This is a genomic window from Stenotrophomonas sp. IS26 (assembly GCF_054188265.1).
In genome coordinates this window covers 1-14202 of record NZ_JBSZJV010000020.1, presented here as the reverse complement: position 1 = coordinate 14202, position 14202 = coordinate 1, and the positions used below count along the sequence as shown (strand labels likewise).

Here is a 14202-nt window from a genome sequence, read left to right as displayed (position 1 = left end):
CTGCATCACCCGATAGCGGTCCTGTCGCGCCCTTCGCTCTTGGCGCGGTACAGCGCGCGATCGGCGCGCTGGTAAAGCAGCATCGGGGTGCGGTCGGCAGCGTCCAGTTCCACCAGACCGGCACTGAAGGTGACCTTCAGGCCCGGAATACCGGCCCAGTCCGGATGATCATGGAACAGCCCGCGCAGACGCGCGCAGACCTGGGCCGCTTCATCCAGCCGGGTATCGTTGAGCAGCAGCGCGAATTCTTCGCCGCCCGTACGTGCGGGCATGTCCGAATCGCGGCACGCCGAGGCCAACAGACGCGCCACTTCCACCAGCACCACATCGCCCACCGAATGGCTGTGCCGGTCGTTCACTTCCTTGAAGTGATCGATATCCAGCACCACCAGACACAGCGGGTGACGGCTGCGCTGCGAACGGGCGAAATCGCGCGCCAGCGCTTCATCGAATGCACGCCGGTTCGGCAGCCCCGTCAGCGCATCTTCGCGGGCCTGCCGCTCGAACGCCTCGGCCTGCACCGCCAAGCGGTCGGCCAGTTCGGTCTTCTCCTGATTGAGTGCCTGCAGGTTGACCGTCTGGGTCTGCAGATCCAGCGTGGCTTCCTGCACCATCCGCGCCAGCCGCACGTTGCTGGCCTTGTAGCGGTTGATCAGATACCGGTACAGCGCCACCAGCCCAGCCAGCAACAACAGCGCGGCGATCAACTGCACGCTGTGGCGCTGCCACAGGAACGGCTCCACCGTGAATTCCCAGACCGCTTCGCTGTCGCTCCAGACACCGCCTGGATGCGCGGCGGAGACGTGCAGCGTGTAGTCGCCCGGCGGCAGGCCGATGAATTCCACACTGCGCTGCTGGCCGCGCTCGATCCACCCCTTGTCCAGGCCGTCCAGACGGGTCCGGTAGCGGATCCGCTCGGAAAGCAGATAGCTGAGGCCGACGTAGCTCACGCTCAGCCGGCGCCCGCCCGGAATCGCATTGTGATTGCTGCCCTGCCAATGCAGGGGCGCGCCATCGACCTGCACGTTCTCGATCACCGCCGGTGGCGCCATGCGCTCACGGAAGCGCTGCAGGCGCAATGGATCGACCGTGCTCAAGCCGCCGGCGGTCACCACCCAGAAAGTGCCGTCCTGGCGCAGGATCGCCGAGGGCCCGGAGCTGCCGTTGGCCTGCGAATTGGCCATGCCGTCAATCTCGTTGTAGTGCTCCACCTCGACCCGTTCGGCGCGGCCATCGGCGACCGCGTTGAGCATCGCCATGTCGGTGCGAAGCACGCCGCGGTTGCTGCTGATCCACACGTTGCCGACGCGGTCGGGCACCAATTGGAACACCGTATCCACCGGCATGCCCTGCTCCAGACCGACCCGTGCCAGCCTGCCTTCCTGGTAGCGGTACAGGCCGCGGTCGGTGCTGACCCACATCGCATCGCCGATCTGCTGGAACCCGAACACGCTGCGGCCACCGCCCAACGGCTGTAGATCGATCGTCTGGACCCGGTCACCGCGCAGCACGCGGATCCCCTCGATGGTGCCGATCCACAACGCGCCGTCGTCGTCATGCGCCAACGCGGTGATCAGCCCGGTCGGCATGCCCGGGATCACCGGCTGCTCGGCCTTGCCGGCCTCGATGCGGACCACCCCCTTCTGGGTACCGGCCCAGACCACCCCGTCGCGATCGATGCTGATCGCACGGATGTTGCCGCCCGGCAGCCCTTCATCCGTGCCGTAGTCGCGCAGGCGCTGCCCCTGTTCGTTGATCCGGAAGATGCCGTCGCCAAACGTGCCCACCCACAGCGTGCCCTCGCGATCCTGGGCCAGGCTCAATACCGAGGGACTCTTGCCGACGTTGTTGCGCAGTGGCATCGCGCTGAAGCGACCCTGGGCATCGCGCCGGTCCAGCCCGCTGGCGCTGCCGATCCACAGCTGCCTCTGGCGATCCTCGAACACCGTGCGCACGTAGTCGCCACTGAGCCCGTCGCGCTCGGTGAAGCTGCTGAACAGGGTTTCGCGCAGGCGATACAGCCCGCCGTTGGCGCCGACCCAGATGCTGCCCTCGGCATCTTCGCGCAGGCTGACCACGCGTCCGCCGGGCAACGACAGGCCCGGCGGCAATCGCTCCAGCCCGTGCCGCGACAACCGCAGCAGACCTTGATTCTCGGTGCCCAGCCACAGGTCGCCATGGCGGTCCTGCAGCATCGCGGTGATGTGGGTCACGCCCGGCAGCCGGTGCTGCAGCAGCGGTGCGCCGTCCTGCATCCGGTAGATGCGCTCGCCAGCCACTACCCACATCACCCCGTCGGGCGCGCGATACGGCCAGACCAGGCCACGCCCCAGCCCCCAGCTGTCCGGCGCACGGCGCAGCACGCCATCGGTATCGCGTACGACCAGCCCGTCGAGTGTGCCGACCCAGACCCGGTCCTGCGCATCCACGACCAGCTTGGTGAAGCTCATGGCCATCGGTACGTCGGCCGGTGGCTTCTGATAGTCGAACGTCCCGTCCGGCGCCAGACTGCCGATCCCCTTGCCTTCGTACAGCAGCCACAGGCGCCCATGGCTGTCCATCTGCATCGCCTGGATCAGCACCTGCGGCGTATCGGCGCGGTGCTCCCAGACCTGCCAGCGGCCGTCCGGGCCGCGCCGGGTCACGTTGCCGCGCGAGTCACTGATCCACAGTCCGCCGCTGCGGTCCACCAACAAAGCGCCGACCCCGTTATCGCGCAGGCCCGGCGTGGTGCTGCGGTCGAACACGGTGAAATCCAGGCCGTTGTAGCGGACCAGGCCTTCCCAGGTGGCGAACCACAGGTGCCCTTCGGGCGTCTGCGCGATGTCGCGCAGGGAGTTGTGCGGCAACCCGTTGCGCGAGGTCCAGACATCGATGGCGTAGTCGCGCAGCGGCGGCGGGCCATCCTGCGCCGACAGCGACCACGGCAGCGCGCACAGCAGCAACAGCCACAGCGCTGCCGCCTGCAGCGTTGGCATGCCCGGGAACTTCAGTTGTGCCGGCCGCCACCGGATCCTGCCCCCCCGATCGCTCATCCGTATGGATCAACCTTGGGCAGGCGCCGTGTGCATGGGGGGAACGGCCGTGCACCGGCGCGATGGCCGGCAGAGTCGTACGCTCTCATGGGGGAGACGCTGGAAAGAGATGCCCATAGTAGGCAAATCCTTTCGCTTTGGGGGACCGGCGTCAGCCCCCGCGTGGCCCCGCCGCCGCCCGCGCCGGCGCGGCCCAGCGCACGATCGCTTCCAGCCCGCCCTGCGGATGGTTGCGCAGGTGCAGCGTCGCGCCGTCCTTTTCGGCCAACGCCCGGGCGATGGTCAGCCCCAGGCCGGCACCGCCGGTCTGGCGCGAGCGCGAGGTCTCCAGCCGCACGAACGGGTCAAACACCGCCTCCAGCTCGTCCTCGGCCAGGCCGGGGCCGCTGTCGCGGATGCGCACCTCCACGTCCTGCCCGGCCTGCTCCACCCGCACGCGTGCGGTCTGGCCGTACATCACCGCGTTGTCGACCAGGTTGGAGAACAGGCGGTGCATCGCCAAGGGGCGCAGCATGAGCACTGCCCCGCTGGGTTGCTCGAAATGGACATCGGCGCCGGCTTCGGCGGCATCTTCGACGATGCTCTCCAGCAGCGAATCGAGGTCCAGCGCGGCACGTTGTTCAGCGCTCTCGGCGCTGCGGGCCAGCTCCAGCCCTTCACGGATCAGCGCCTGCATCGCGCCGAGATCGGCGATCAGGCGTTCACGCAATGTCTCATCGGTGACGTTCTCCAGCCGCAGCCGCAAGCGCGTCACCGGTGTCTGCAGATCATGGGTGATCGCTGCCAGCATCTGGGTGCGCTCACCGAGGTGGCGCTGCAGCCGCTTCTGCATGGCGTTGAACGCCTCCGCAGCCCGGCGGACTTCCACCGGGCCGGTCACCGGCATCGGGGCGCCCTGCAGATCATCACCCAGTGCGGCGGCGGCATCGGCCAACCGCTGCAGCGGGGCGCTGGCCATCCGCGCCACGATGTAGGCCAGGATGGCGATCGCCACGACCAGCAAGGTCAGGAACAACGGGTCCACGGCGAGCACGCCGTTGTGCGCCACGGCGGGGGAATCCAGTGCCAGCCGCAGCGGTGTGCCGTCGGTCAGCTGCAGCGTGACCACGCGGCACTTGGGTGGGATGAAGGCCGGGTCGCGCTCACGCGGCGGGTGCCGCATCTTTTCCTTGTCGCGCGGCGGCGGCAGCAGCTCCGGCAACCGCGGCAGGCAGGAGCGGAACGAGGTGAAGGCCACTTGGCTGCTCGCCACCGGGCCGGGCCGGTCATCGAGGATCTCCATCAGCGCGGCATCGGGCCGGCCGATGCGTGCCCCCTCCGGCAGCTGCCGCACACTCGGCCCGCCACTGGTGAGCAGCCGCTGGCGCAACTCCGGATTACCGTCCAGCAGATTCACGAACCCCTGCAGGCGGTCGGCGATGCGGTTGAGGTTCTGCCGCTCGAACTCCTGCTGGCGCTTGGTACTTGCCAGCATGGTCGCGCCGATCGCGGCCACGCTCATGCCCAGCAGCAGGATCACGAACAGTCGCCCCACCATCGAGGAAAAGAAGTGGCGCAGGCGTTTCATTCCAGGGTGACCGCCGCAGCAAGCACATAGCCTTCGTTGCGCACGGTTTTGATCAGGCCGTCGCTGCCGCCATCATCGGCCAGCTTGTTGCGCAGGCGGCTGACCTGCAGATCGATGGCGCGATCCTGCGATTCGTAGTTGCGGCCGCTGCTCAGCGACACCAGTTGTTCGCGCGACAGCACCTTGTTGGCATGCCCGACGAACACCCGCAGCAGCCGGAATTCGGCGCCGGACAACACCACCACGCGTCCATCGGGATCAACCAGATGGCGGTGTTCGAGATCGAAGATCCAACTGGAGAAGCGCGCACGGCGGATCGCCAGCGGCTCCAGGTTGGCCGGCAGCGCCTCGGTGCGGCGCAGCACGTTGCGGATGCGGGCAAGCAGTTCGCGCGGTTCGAACGGCTTGGCCAGATAGTCGTCGGCGCCCATCTCCAGGCCGAGCACGCGATCGATCGGCTCGCTGCGCGCGGTCAACATGATCACCGGCGTGCTCGAGCGCGCGCGAAGATCGCGGCACAGGGTCAGGCCGTCTTCGCGCGGCAGGTTGAGGTCGAGCACGATCAGATCGACGTGTTCGCGCTCCAGCAGCTGGCGCATGCCCTGGCCATCGCTGGCCGTGCTCACCAGGTAACCGGCGCGGCCAAGCTGCTCGGCGAGCAGCTGGCGGATATCGTTGTCGTCATCGACGATCAGCAGTCTGTGCATGCTGTTGGCAGTCTCCATGCAGTGATCATCCCCTGTCGGGAGCTGAACCGCATCTCCTGGTTTACGTACGTCTGTTTCAAGGGGTGATGCAGATACACAATGAAATGCGCTGTGCACCGCAGGGATACATCTTGGTACACGGCGAGCATTGAGCCGGCGGTGAACGATCTTCACAATGCTGACAACGCCGATGCACCGGCCTGCCGAGTTGACGATCATCGTGAAGCCCCGATTGCCCAGAACCCGCCGTGCTCGCCTCCTGCTGTTGCTCGTGGTCCTCGTCCTGATCGCCGCGATTGTGGCATGGATGCTGCGCAAGCCGACCGCGCCCACCCTGGCGACCACACCGGTCAGCCGCGGCGACATCGAACAGACGGTGGAAGCCACCGGCGTGATCGACGCCTACAAGCTGGTCAGCGTCGGCGCGCAGGCTTCCGGCCAGGTCACGTCGCTGAAGGTCCAGCTCGGCGATACCGTCAAAGAGGGCGATCTGATCGCCGAGATCGACGCCACCACCCAGCAGAACCAGGTGCTCAACGCCCAGGCCTCGCTGGACCAGGTCAAGGCGCAGCGCGCGGTCCAGCAGGCCAGCCTGCGCGAAGCCGAGCTCGAGTTCGCACGCCAGCAGCAGATGCTGGCGGCCGAAGCCACCTCCCGCGCCGAGTTCGATGCGGCCGATGCCAAGCTCAAGACCGCCCGTGCCCAGATCCAGTCCTTCGACGCACAGATCAAGGGCCGCGAAACCGAGCTGGGCACGGCCCGCGCCAATCTCGCCTACACCCGCATCATCGCGCCGATGGACGGCACCGTGGTCGCGGTGGTCACCGAAGAAGGGCGCACCGTCAACGCCAACCAGACCGCACCGACCATCGTGATGCTCGCCCGCCTCGATCTGGTCACGGTCAATGCCGATGTGTCCGAAGCAGACGTGGTCAAGATCCGGGCGGGCATGCCGGTGTACTTCACCACGCTGGGCGATCCAGACCGCAAATATCACGCCACGCTGCGCCAGATCAACCCGGCCCCGGCCACCATCGTCAAGAAGGATTCCACCACCAGCGACTCCTCCACCACCACCGCGGTGTACTACAACGCGCTGTTCGATGTGGAAAACCCGGACGGCACCCTGCGCATCGACATGACCGCCCAGGTCTCGATGATGCTCAAGCAGGCCAAGGATGTGCTGCTCATTCCCGCCGTGGCGCTCGGCCCGAAGAGTCGCGATGGGCAGTATCTGGTGCGCGTGGCCGGTGCCGACGGCATGCCGGCCCCGCGCAAGGTCAAGATCGGCATCAACAACGGTGCCAACGCCGAAGTCCTGTCCGGCCTGGAAGAGGGTGACAAGGTCATCGTCGGCGAAGGCGGTGGTGCACAGGGCGCAGGCGGCGGCAGCCGCGGTGGCGCCGTGCGGATCAGCGGCCCCGGCATGGGCGGACCGCGCCGATGAGCGCGGCCTCGACGGGCACGCCGCTGCTGCGGCTGCGCGACCTGCGCAGGGAATTTCCGGCAGGCGATGACACCATCGCGGTGTTGCGCGACGTCAATCTGGACATCGCTGCCGGCGAGATGGTCGCCATCGTCGGCCAGTCCGGCTCGGGCAAGTCCACCCTGATGAACATCCTGGGCTGCCTGGACCGCCCCACGCGTGGCAGCTACCAGGTGGCCGGCCGCGAGACCGGGCGGATGGAACCGGACGACCTGGCCGAACTGCGCCGCGAACACTTCGGCTTCATCTTCCAGCGCTACCACCTGCTCGGCGATCTGGATGCGCGCGGCAATGTCGCGGTACCCGCCGTCTACGCCGGCAGCCCCGGCCCGGTGCGCACTGCGCGCGCCGAGGAGCTGCTGCAGCGCCTCGGTCTGGGCGACCGCATGAACCACACCCCCGGCCAGCTCTCCGGCGGCCAGCAGCAACGTGTCTCGATCGCACGGGCGCTGATGAACGGTGGCGAGGTGATCCTCGCCGATGAGCCGACCGGTGCACTGGACACGAAATCCGGCGAAGAAGTGATGGGCATCCTGGGCGAGCTGCATGCCGAAGGCCACACCATCATCATCGTCACCCATGACATGAGTGTGGCCCAGCACGCCCAGCGCATCATCGAAATCCGCGATGGCGAGATCATCGCCGACCGCGCCAATCCGGCGGCGCCGAGCTATCGCGCACAGCGCCAGCCAACCGTGGCCGCGAGCAAGGGCCACAGCTGGCGTGCCGCCCGCGACCGCTTCACCGAAGCGTTCCGGATGGCCCTGCTGGCCATGAATGCCCATCGCCTGCGCACCTTCCTGACCATGCTCGGCATCATCATCGGCATCGCCTCGGTGGTCTCGGTGGTGGCGTTGGGTAACGGCTCGCAGCAGCAGATCCTGCAGACCATCGGCTCGCTCGGCACCAACACGATCGATGTGTATTCCGGTCGCGGATTCGGCGACATGCGTTCGGCTCGCGTGCAGACCCTCAAGGCCAGTGATGCCGATGCGCTGGCCAACCAGAGTTACGTCGACAGCGCGACACCCAGCGTCTCCTCCTCGGTGACCGCCCGCTACCGCAACCAGTCGGCCACGGCCCAGGTGAGCGGCGTCGGCGAGCAGTTCTTCCGGGTCAAGGGCGTCAAGCTGCTCGCCGGCAGCTTCTTCGACCGCGACGCGGTCACGCGGCTGGCACAGGTGGCACTGATCGACGAGAACACCCGCACCCAGTTTTTCCCCAATGGCGAAGATCCAATCGGCCAGGTGATCCTGCTCGGGAATGTTCCGGTACGCGTGATCGGCGTCGCCCAGCGGCCAGGATTTGGATTTGGCGGCAGCACCAGCCTGAGCGTGTGGGTGCCTTACACCACCGTGATGTCGCGCATGCTCGGCCAGAGTCACGTGTCCGGCATCACGGTGCGGGTGGATGATGCGACCCCGATGGATGCTGCCGAAGCAGCCATTTCCAAGCTGTTGATCATGCGCCACGGCACCGAGGATTTCTTCCTCAGCAACAGCGCTGAAATCCGCCAGACCATTGAACAGACCACTCGCAGCATGACCCTGCTGATCAGCGCCATCGCCGCGATCGCGCTGCTGGTCGGCGGCATCGGCGTGATGAACATCATGCTGGTCTCGGTGACCGAGCGCACCCGCGAAATCGGCGTGCGCATGGCCGTGGGCGCGCGGCAGAGCGATATACGCCAGCAGTTCCTGATCGAGGCGGTGCTGGTCTGCCTGCTCGGCGGCCTGCTCGGCGTCGGCCTGTCGCTGGTGGTCGGCTGGCTGTTCGGCAGATTCGCGCCGGACTTCCAGATGCTGTTCTCGACCGCGTCCATCGTGGCCGCCTTCGCCTGCTCCAGCCTGATCGGCGTGGCGTTTGGTTTCCTGCCGGCCCGCAATGCCGCCCAACTTGATCCCGTGGAGGCGCTGGCGCGCGAATGAAGATTTCTCCTGCTCTCCCACACCCCGCTTCGCTGCGTCCGCTGGCCCTGGCCTGCGTGACTGCACTGGCCCTGTCGGCCTGCGTCAGCACCGGTCGCTACCAGGTCGAGGCGCCGGCAGTACCGGCCACCTATGGTCGTGGCGATGCCACCTTGAACACGCCCACCGAGGCAGTGAGCGAGCAGCCGCAGGCGGCTGCCGCCGATGTCCGCAGCGATGCCTGGTGGACCCAGTTCGGCGACACCGGGCTGGACCGCGTGATCGATCGCGCCCTGGCCGCCAACACCGACCTGGTCTCGGCCGGCTTGGCGGTGCAGCGCGCGCGCCTTCAGGCCGGTCTGGCCGACAACGCGCTGTGGCCGCAGCCCTCGGGCAGCGTCAGCAGCAGCGGCAACCGCCCCATCGACCAGCGCGCGGACTGGAACCGCGGCAGCTCGGCCGGCGTGTCCCTGCAGTGGGAGATCGATCTCTGGGGCCGCCTGCGTACCCAGCGCGACATCGCCCAGTGGGAGGCCCAGGCCAGCCAGGAAGACCTGCAGAACACCGCCCTGCTGGTGATCAGCGACGTGGCCACGCAATACTGGACACTGGCCTTCCTCAACCAGTCGATCACCGCCGGCCAGGCCAATCTGCAGCGCCTGGAGCGCACCCGCGAGCTGGTCCAGGCGCGCTTCGATGCCGGTGCGGTCTCGCGCCTGGAAGCACGCCAGGCCGTACAGAGCCTGGAGGCACAGCGTGCTGCGCAGAGTGCACTGGAGCAGCAGCGTGTCGCTGCGCGCAATGCACTGACGGTGCTGCTGGATGGGCAGCCGCTGGCACTGGCCGAGGAACCGCAGCAACTGCAGCGCGCCGGCAGCCCGGTCGTGGCCGAAGGCCTGCCGGCCGATCTGCTCGGCCGCCGCCCGGACCTGCGCGCCGCCGAGCTGCGCCTGCGCAACAGCCTGAAGACCATCAAGGTCACGGCTACCCAGTACTACCCGGCGTTGAGCCTGACCGGCAGTGTCGGTACCGGCGCGCCCTCGCTCTCGGACGTGCTGAAGAATCCGGTCGCCACCTTGGGCGCGGGGCTGTCGCTGCCGTTCCTCAATGTGCGCCACGCCCAGTTGAACACCCGCCTGGCCGGCACCGATTACCAGATCGCGGCCAACGGGTTCCGCCGCACGCTGTACACCGCGCTGTCGGAAGTGGACAACGCCCTGTCGGCGCGCACCCAGTTCGCCACGCAGGTGGCGGCCTCGCAGGCGTCCTACGACGAAGCAGTGGAGATCGAACGGATGTATGAAGTGCGCTACCGGGTCGGCGCTACCGACCTGCGCACCTGGCTGGAAGCGCAACAGACCCGGCGCGATGCCGAGCTGTCACTGGCGTCCGTGCGCCAGCGGCAGTTGATCAACGATGTGACGTTGTTCAAGGCGCTGGGCGGCAGCGCGGGGTGATCCCCCGCGCCAGGCGCATCACAGGTAGAGCGCGCGGCTTACAGCCCGCGCTGACGCACCGCTTCGAACAGGCTCACGCCGGTGGCGACGGAGACGTTCAGGCTCTCGATATCGCCCGGCATCGGAATCTTGACCAGGCCATCGCAGTTTTCGCGGGTCAGACGACGCACGCCGTCGGCTTCGCCGCCCAGCACCAGCGCGACGTTGCCCTTCAGGTCGATCGCGTACAGCGACTCGGTGGCTTCACCGGCCAGGCCGTAGATCCACACGCCCAGCTTCTGCAGGTCCTTCAGGCAGCGCGAGAGGTTGGTCACCTGCACCACCGGGATACGGTCGGCCGCGCCAGCCGACGTCTTGCGCACGGTCGCATTGACCGACGCCGACTTGTCCTTGGGAATGATCACCGCCGTGGCACCGGCCGCCGCTGCGCTGCGCAGGCAGGCGCCGAGGTTGTGCGGGTCCTGGACCTCGTCGAGGATCAGCAGCAGGGCCTTGCCCTCGGCCGCTTCGACCAGCCCTTCCAGCTCGTTCTCGCCCCAGGTCCGTGCGGCCTGGTAGCGCGCCGCCACACCCTGGTGACGCACCGAACCGCCCACACCGTCCAGCGCCTGGGTGTTCACCTTGCGCACGTCGATGCCCTTGCGGCGTGCGTTTTCTTCGATCTCGGTCAGACGCGGGTTCTTCGCACCGGCCTCGATGAGGACCTCGCGGACGTTCTCGGCATCATTCTCGATCGAAGAGGCGACGGCGTTGACGCCGACGATCCACTGGCTTTGCTTGCTCATTGCGGGGGGCGGGACCGGTAAAGGGGTTGGTAATGGTAGAGCATCAAGGCCCACCCTGCCCTGCCGGGCGTTCACAGACCGCCTTCAGCCCGGCGGCCACTCCGCGGTGTCGTGGTCCGGGTGCTGGTGGGAGACGATATGCAGCAGGAAGTCGCCGGCCTCGGCGTCTTCCTCGCTGCGCAGCGCGCTGAGCGACCCCAGGGCATCCACGAACGGAAGCTTGGCCTCGATCCCGTACTGGATCGTCGGCGGCAGGCGGGCCGGTTCGTCGAAGGCGCCGGCCGCGACCGCCACGCCATCGGGGGCTTCGTAGGTCAACGGGGTGCCGCAGTCAGCGCAGAAGCCGCGCTGGACTTTGTTGGAGGATTGGAAACGTCGGGGCTCACCACGGGTCCAGCGGAAGTCGCTGCCACGGACCGAGACCAAGGGGGCGTAGTAAGCGCCGAAGGCCTTCTGGCACATCCGGCAATGGCAGATCGAGCTGTGGGTCAGCGCACCGACCACATGGAAGCGGATCGCGCCGCACTGGCAACCACCGCTGTATTCGGGGAGGGCCTGCATGGGATCGCTCCGGTGGAATCCGTGTGCCCACCAACGGTGGGCGGATAGACAGCGTGCCGACCAACGGTCGGCACCTGCCGCTTACCGGCCGTGGGCCGGTAAGCGATGATCAGTACTTCTGCTTCTGGCGCTTGGCCGGCTGGCCGCGCGGCGGCAGCTCGGGCAGCGAATCGTCCTTCTCTTCCACCAGGCGGAAGTCGATCTTGCGCTCTTCCATGCTGGCCTTGAGCACCAGGATCCGCACCCGGTCACCGAGGCGGTAGATCTTGCCGCGGCGTTCGCCGTTGAGCGTTTTGCGCACCGCATCGAACTGGTAATAGTCGTGCGGCAGCTGGGTCACGTGGACCAGGCCGTTGACCTTGGATTCGTCCAGTTCCACGAACAGGCCGAAGCTGGTCACGCCACTGATCACGCCCTCGAACTGGCCACCGACGTGCTTTTCCATCCACGCGGCGCGGTAGCGCTCGTCCACTTCACGCTCGGCTTCATCGGCACGGCGCGCCCGCTCGGAGCACTGCAGGGCCAGCGCGGCCATCTCACGCGGCGAATAGGTGAACTTCTCCGGCGCGGCTCCGCTGAGCGCGTGCTTGATCGCACGGTGCACCAGCAGATCGGGGTAGCGACGGATCGGCGAGGTGAAGTGGGCGTACGCATCCAGCGCCAGGCCGAAGTGGCCCAGGTTGTCCGGCGAGTACACCGCCAGGCTCTGGCTGCGCAGCAGCACCGATTCCAGCAGCGCTGCGTCCGGGCGATCGCGCACTTTCTTCAACAGCTTGGTGAAATCGGCCGGCTGCACCTTCGACCACGGCGGCAGGCTCAGCTTGAATTCCTTCAGGAACTCGAGCAGATCGGCGTACTTGGATTCCGGCGGACGCTCATGGTCACGGAACGGCGCCGGCACCTGCTTAGCCAGCAGGTAGCGCGCAGCCTGCACATTGGCCGCGATCATGCATTCTTCGATCAGCTTGTGCGCATCGTTGCGCACCATCATCCCGGCCTGGGTGACTTCGCCGGTGTTGTCCAGCACGAAGCGCACTTCGGAGGTTTCAAATTCGATCGCACCGCGGCGGGTACGCGCCTTGGCCAGCACGTGATACAGCTGGTACAGGCGATCCACCTGCGGCATCAGCGGACCGATCGCCTTGCGCGCAGCCGGGTCGTTCTCGCCCACCGCTTCCCAGACCTGGTTGTAGGTCAGGCGCGCGTGCGAGTTCATCACCGCTTCGTAGAAACGCGAATGAATGACCTCGCCTTCGCGGTTCACCTGCATATCGCAGACGAAGCACATGCGGTCGACCTTGGGCATCAGCGAGCAGATGCCGTTGGACAGCGTTTCCGGCAGCATCGGCACCACGAACCCGGGGAAATAGACCGAGGTCGCGCGCTTCTGCGCTTCAGTGTCCAGCGGCGTACCGGGACGCACGTAATTGGAGACGTCGGCGATCGCCACGACCAGGCGGAAGCCTTCGGCATTGGGTTCGCAGTAGACCGCGTCGTCGAAGTCCTTGGCGTCCTCGCCATCGATGGTGACCAGCGGCGTGTTGCGCAGGTCCTCGCGGCGGCCGATCTGTTCCGGGGTGACCACCATCGGGACCGCGGTGGCTTCAGCCAGCACTTCGGCCGGGAACTCGAACGGCAGCTCATGACCGTGGATGGCGGTTTCCACCACCAGCGAGGCCGTCAGCTTGTCGCCGAGTACGGCGATGATGCGGCCGATCGGCGGGCGGCGGGTGTCCGGCGCCTGGGTCAGCTCGCAGACCACCAGCTGGCCATCGCGGGCATCGCCGGTCTGGTCGGGTGGGATCTGTACATTGCGTTGCACGCGCTTGTCGTCGGGCACCACGTAGTTGATGCCGAACTCGACGCTGAAGCGACCGATCAGGCGGCTCATGCCACGCTCGAGCACACGCGAGATGCTCGCCTCGCGACGGCCGCGACGATCGATGCCGGTCACGTTGACCAGCACGCGGTCACCATGCAGCACCTTGCGCATTTCGAACGGCGGCAGGAACAGATCGTCGCCACCTTCGACCGGGCGCAGGAAGCCGAACCCTTCCGGGTTGGCGATCACCACGCCGGTGATCAGGTTGACGGCCTGCAGCGGTGCGAAACCGCCACGGCGGTTCTGCACCAGCTGGCCGTCACGGCACATCGCGCCCAAGCGCTTGCCCAGGGCATCGGCACGGTCCGGCTCGGTCAGGCCGAGGTGGATGGCGATCTCTTCGGCGGTCTGCGGGCCATCGCAGCGGTCGAGCAGCTGCAGGATCGCCTCACGGCTGGCGATCGGCTGCGCATAGCGCTCGGCCTCGCGGGCGGCGAAGGGGTCGACCTGGACCTCACCGTCGAGCGGGGTCGGATGCGGGCGGCGGCGGGTCGGGATCGGCCCGGCATGCGCGGGCTTGGGCCCGCGCTTGTTGCCACGCGACGGCTCAGCGGTGTTCAGGGATTCGGGCATCCAGGGGGGCAGCTTGCCGGCTTTCTTGGCGGCAGCGCGGGGCTTGCCCGACGGACCGGCTGCCTTCTTGGGCGCCGGGGACTTGGGGGCTTTCGCGCCCTGGGTCGGTTTCTTTGGTTTCATTGACCTCAATAGTAACCGCTGCGCGTGTGCAGAACCGGTCAGCGGCGCTCCTGTGCAGGATTGTGAAGAAATTTCACAAAACCGTTGACAACCCGCCGGGACATGCCCAGAATTCGCCC

General features: G+C 67.3%; 9 protein-coding genes. 3 read left to right on the top strand and 6 right to left on the bottom strand.

All coding sequences use genetic code 11. The features are described 5' to 3' along the window. Window positions 1–5 precede the first annotated feature (5 nt). From ACW6W5_RS14955 to ACW6W5_RS14945, 3 genes are all read right to left on the bottom strand, one after another. Window positions 6–2978, bottom strand: a complete 2973-nt coding sequence (locus ACW6W5_RS14955; protein ID WP_152151798.1) for a ligand-binding sensor domain-containing diguanylate cyclase — start codon at window positions 2976–2978, stop codon at window positions 6–8. A 208-nt stretch (window positions 2979–3186) separates the two neighbouring features. Next, complete coding sequence (locus tag ACW6W5_RS14950; protein WP_121041547.1) at window positions 3187–4602, bottom strand: sensor histidine kinase; 1416 nt, start codon at window positions 4600–4602, stop codon at window positions 3187–3189. Then, the gene (locus ACW6W5_RS14945; RefSeq protein ID WP_121041545.1) at window positions 4599–5327 is read right to left on the bottom strand and encodes a response regulator; all 729 of its coding nucleotides are present in this window, start codon (window positions 5325–5327) and stop codon (window positions 4599–4601) included. The genes ACW6W5_RS14950 and ACW6W5_RS14945 overlap by 4 nt, the downstream gene beginning before the upstream one ends. 172 nt (window positions 5328–5499) lie before the next feature. On the opposite strand from ACW6W5_RS14945, the gene ACW6W5_RS14940 reads away from it, so the two are divergent. From ACW6W5_RS14940 to ACW6W5_RS14930, 3 genes are read left to right on the top strand one after another with little or no spacing between them, the layout of a single operon-like run. Beyond that, a complete protein-coding gene (locus tag ACW6W5_RS14940) occupies window positions 5500–6756 on the top strand; it encodes an efflux RND transporter periplasmic adaptor subunit (RefSeq protein WP_152151796.1) in 1257 nt (418 codons plus the stop codon). After that, entirely contained in the window at window positions 6753–8723 is a 1971-nt protein-coding gene (locus tag ACW6W5_RS14935; protein ID WP_121041543.1) for a MacB family efflux pump subunit, read from the top strand. Before ACW6W5_RS14940 ends, ACW6W5_RS14935 begins: the two co-directional genes overlap by 4 nt. Beyond that, on the top strand, window positions 8720–10159 hold the full coding sequence (locus ACW6W5_RS14930; protein ID WP_152151794.1) for an efflux transporter outer membrane subunit: 1440 nt from the start codon (window positions 8720–8722) through the stop codon (window positions 10157–10159). The genes ACW6W5_RS14935 and ACW6W5_RS14930 overlap by 4 nt, the downstream gene beginning before the upstream one ends. Before the next feature lie 38 nt (window positions 10160–10197). Here the strand turns inward: ACW6W5_RS14930 and rlmB are convergent, their stop codons facing one another. From rlmB to rnr, 3 genes are all read right to left on the bottom strand, one after another. After that, window positions 10198–10944, bottom strand: a complete 747-nt coding sequence (gene rlmB, locus ACW6W5_RS14925; protein ID WP_152151792.1) for a 23S rRNA (guanosine(2251)-2'-O)-methyltransferase RlmB — start codon at window positions 10942–10944, stop codon at window positions 10198–10200. An 84-nt stretch (window positions 10945–11028) separates the two neighbouring features. After that, on the bottom strand, window positions 11029–11505 hold the full coding sequence (locus ACW6W5_RS14920; protein WP_121041539.1) for a GFA family protein: 477 nt from the start codon (window positions 11503–11505) through the stop codon (window positions 11029–11031). Window positions 11506–11614: 109 nt separating this feature from the next. Continuing rightward, on the bottom strand, window positions 11615–14083 hold the full coding sequence (gene rnr / locus ACW6W5_RS14915; protein ID WP_152151790.1) for a ribonuclease R: 2469 nt from the start codon (window positions 14081–14083) through the stop codon (window positions 11615–11617). Between the last annotated feature and the right edge of the window lie 119 nt (window positions 14084–14202).

What these genes read in the sequence shown, in the direction of transcription:
- ACW6W5_RS14950 (WP_121041547.1), bottom strand. Translation starts at nt 4,602, where the DNA reads ATGAAACGCCTGCGCCACTTCTTTTCCTCGATGGTGGGGCGACTGTTC.
- ACW6W5_RS14945 (WP_121041545.1), bottom strand. Translation starts at nt 5,327, where the DNA reads ATGGAGACTGCCAACAGCATGCACAGACTGCTGATCGTCGATGACGAC.
- rnr (WP_152151790.1), bottom strand. Translation starts at nt 14,083, where the DNA reads ATGAAACCAAAGAAACCGACCCAGGGCGCGAAAGCCCCCAAGTCCCCG.
- ACW6W5_RS14940 (WP_152151796.1), top strand. Translation starts at nt 5,500, where the DNA reads ATGCACCGGCCTGCCGAGTTGACGATCATCGTGAAGCCCCGATTGCCC.
- ACW6W5_RS14955 (WP_152151798.1), bottom strand. Translation starts at nt 2,978, where the DNA reads ATGCCAACGCTGCAGGCGGCAGCGCTGTGGCTGTTGCTGCTGTGCGCG.
- rlmB (WP_152151792.1), bottom strand. Translation starts at nt 10,944, where the DNA reads ATGAGCAAGCAAAGCCAGTGGATCGTCGGCGTCAACGCCGTCGCCTCT.
- ACW6W5_RS14920 (WP_121041539.1), bottom strand. Translation starts at nt 11,505, where the DNA reads ATGCAGGCCCTCCCCGAATACAGCGGTGGTTGCCAGTGCGGCGCGATC.
- ACW6W5_RS14935 (WP_121041543.1), top strand. Translation starts at nt 6,753, where the DNA reads ATGAGCGCGGCCTCGACGGGCACGCCGCTGCTGCGGCTGCGCGACCTG.
- ACW6W5_RS14930 (WP_152151794.1), top strand. Translation starts at nt 8,720, where the DNA reads ATGAAGATTTCTCCTGCTCTCCCACACCCCGCTTCGCTGCGTCCGCTG.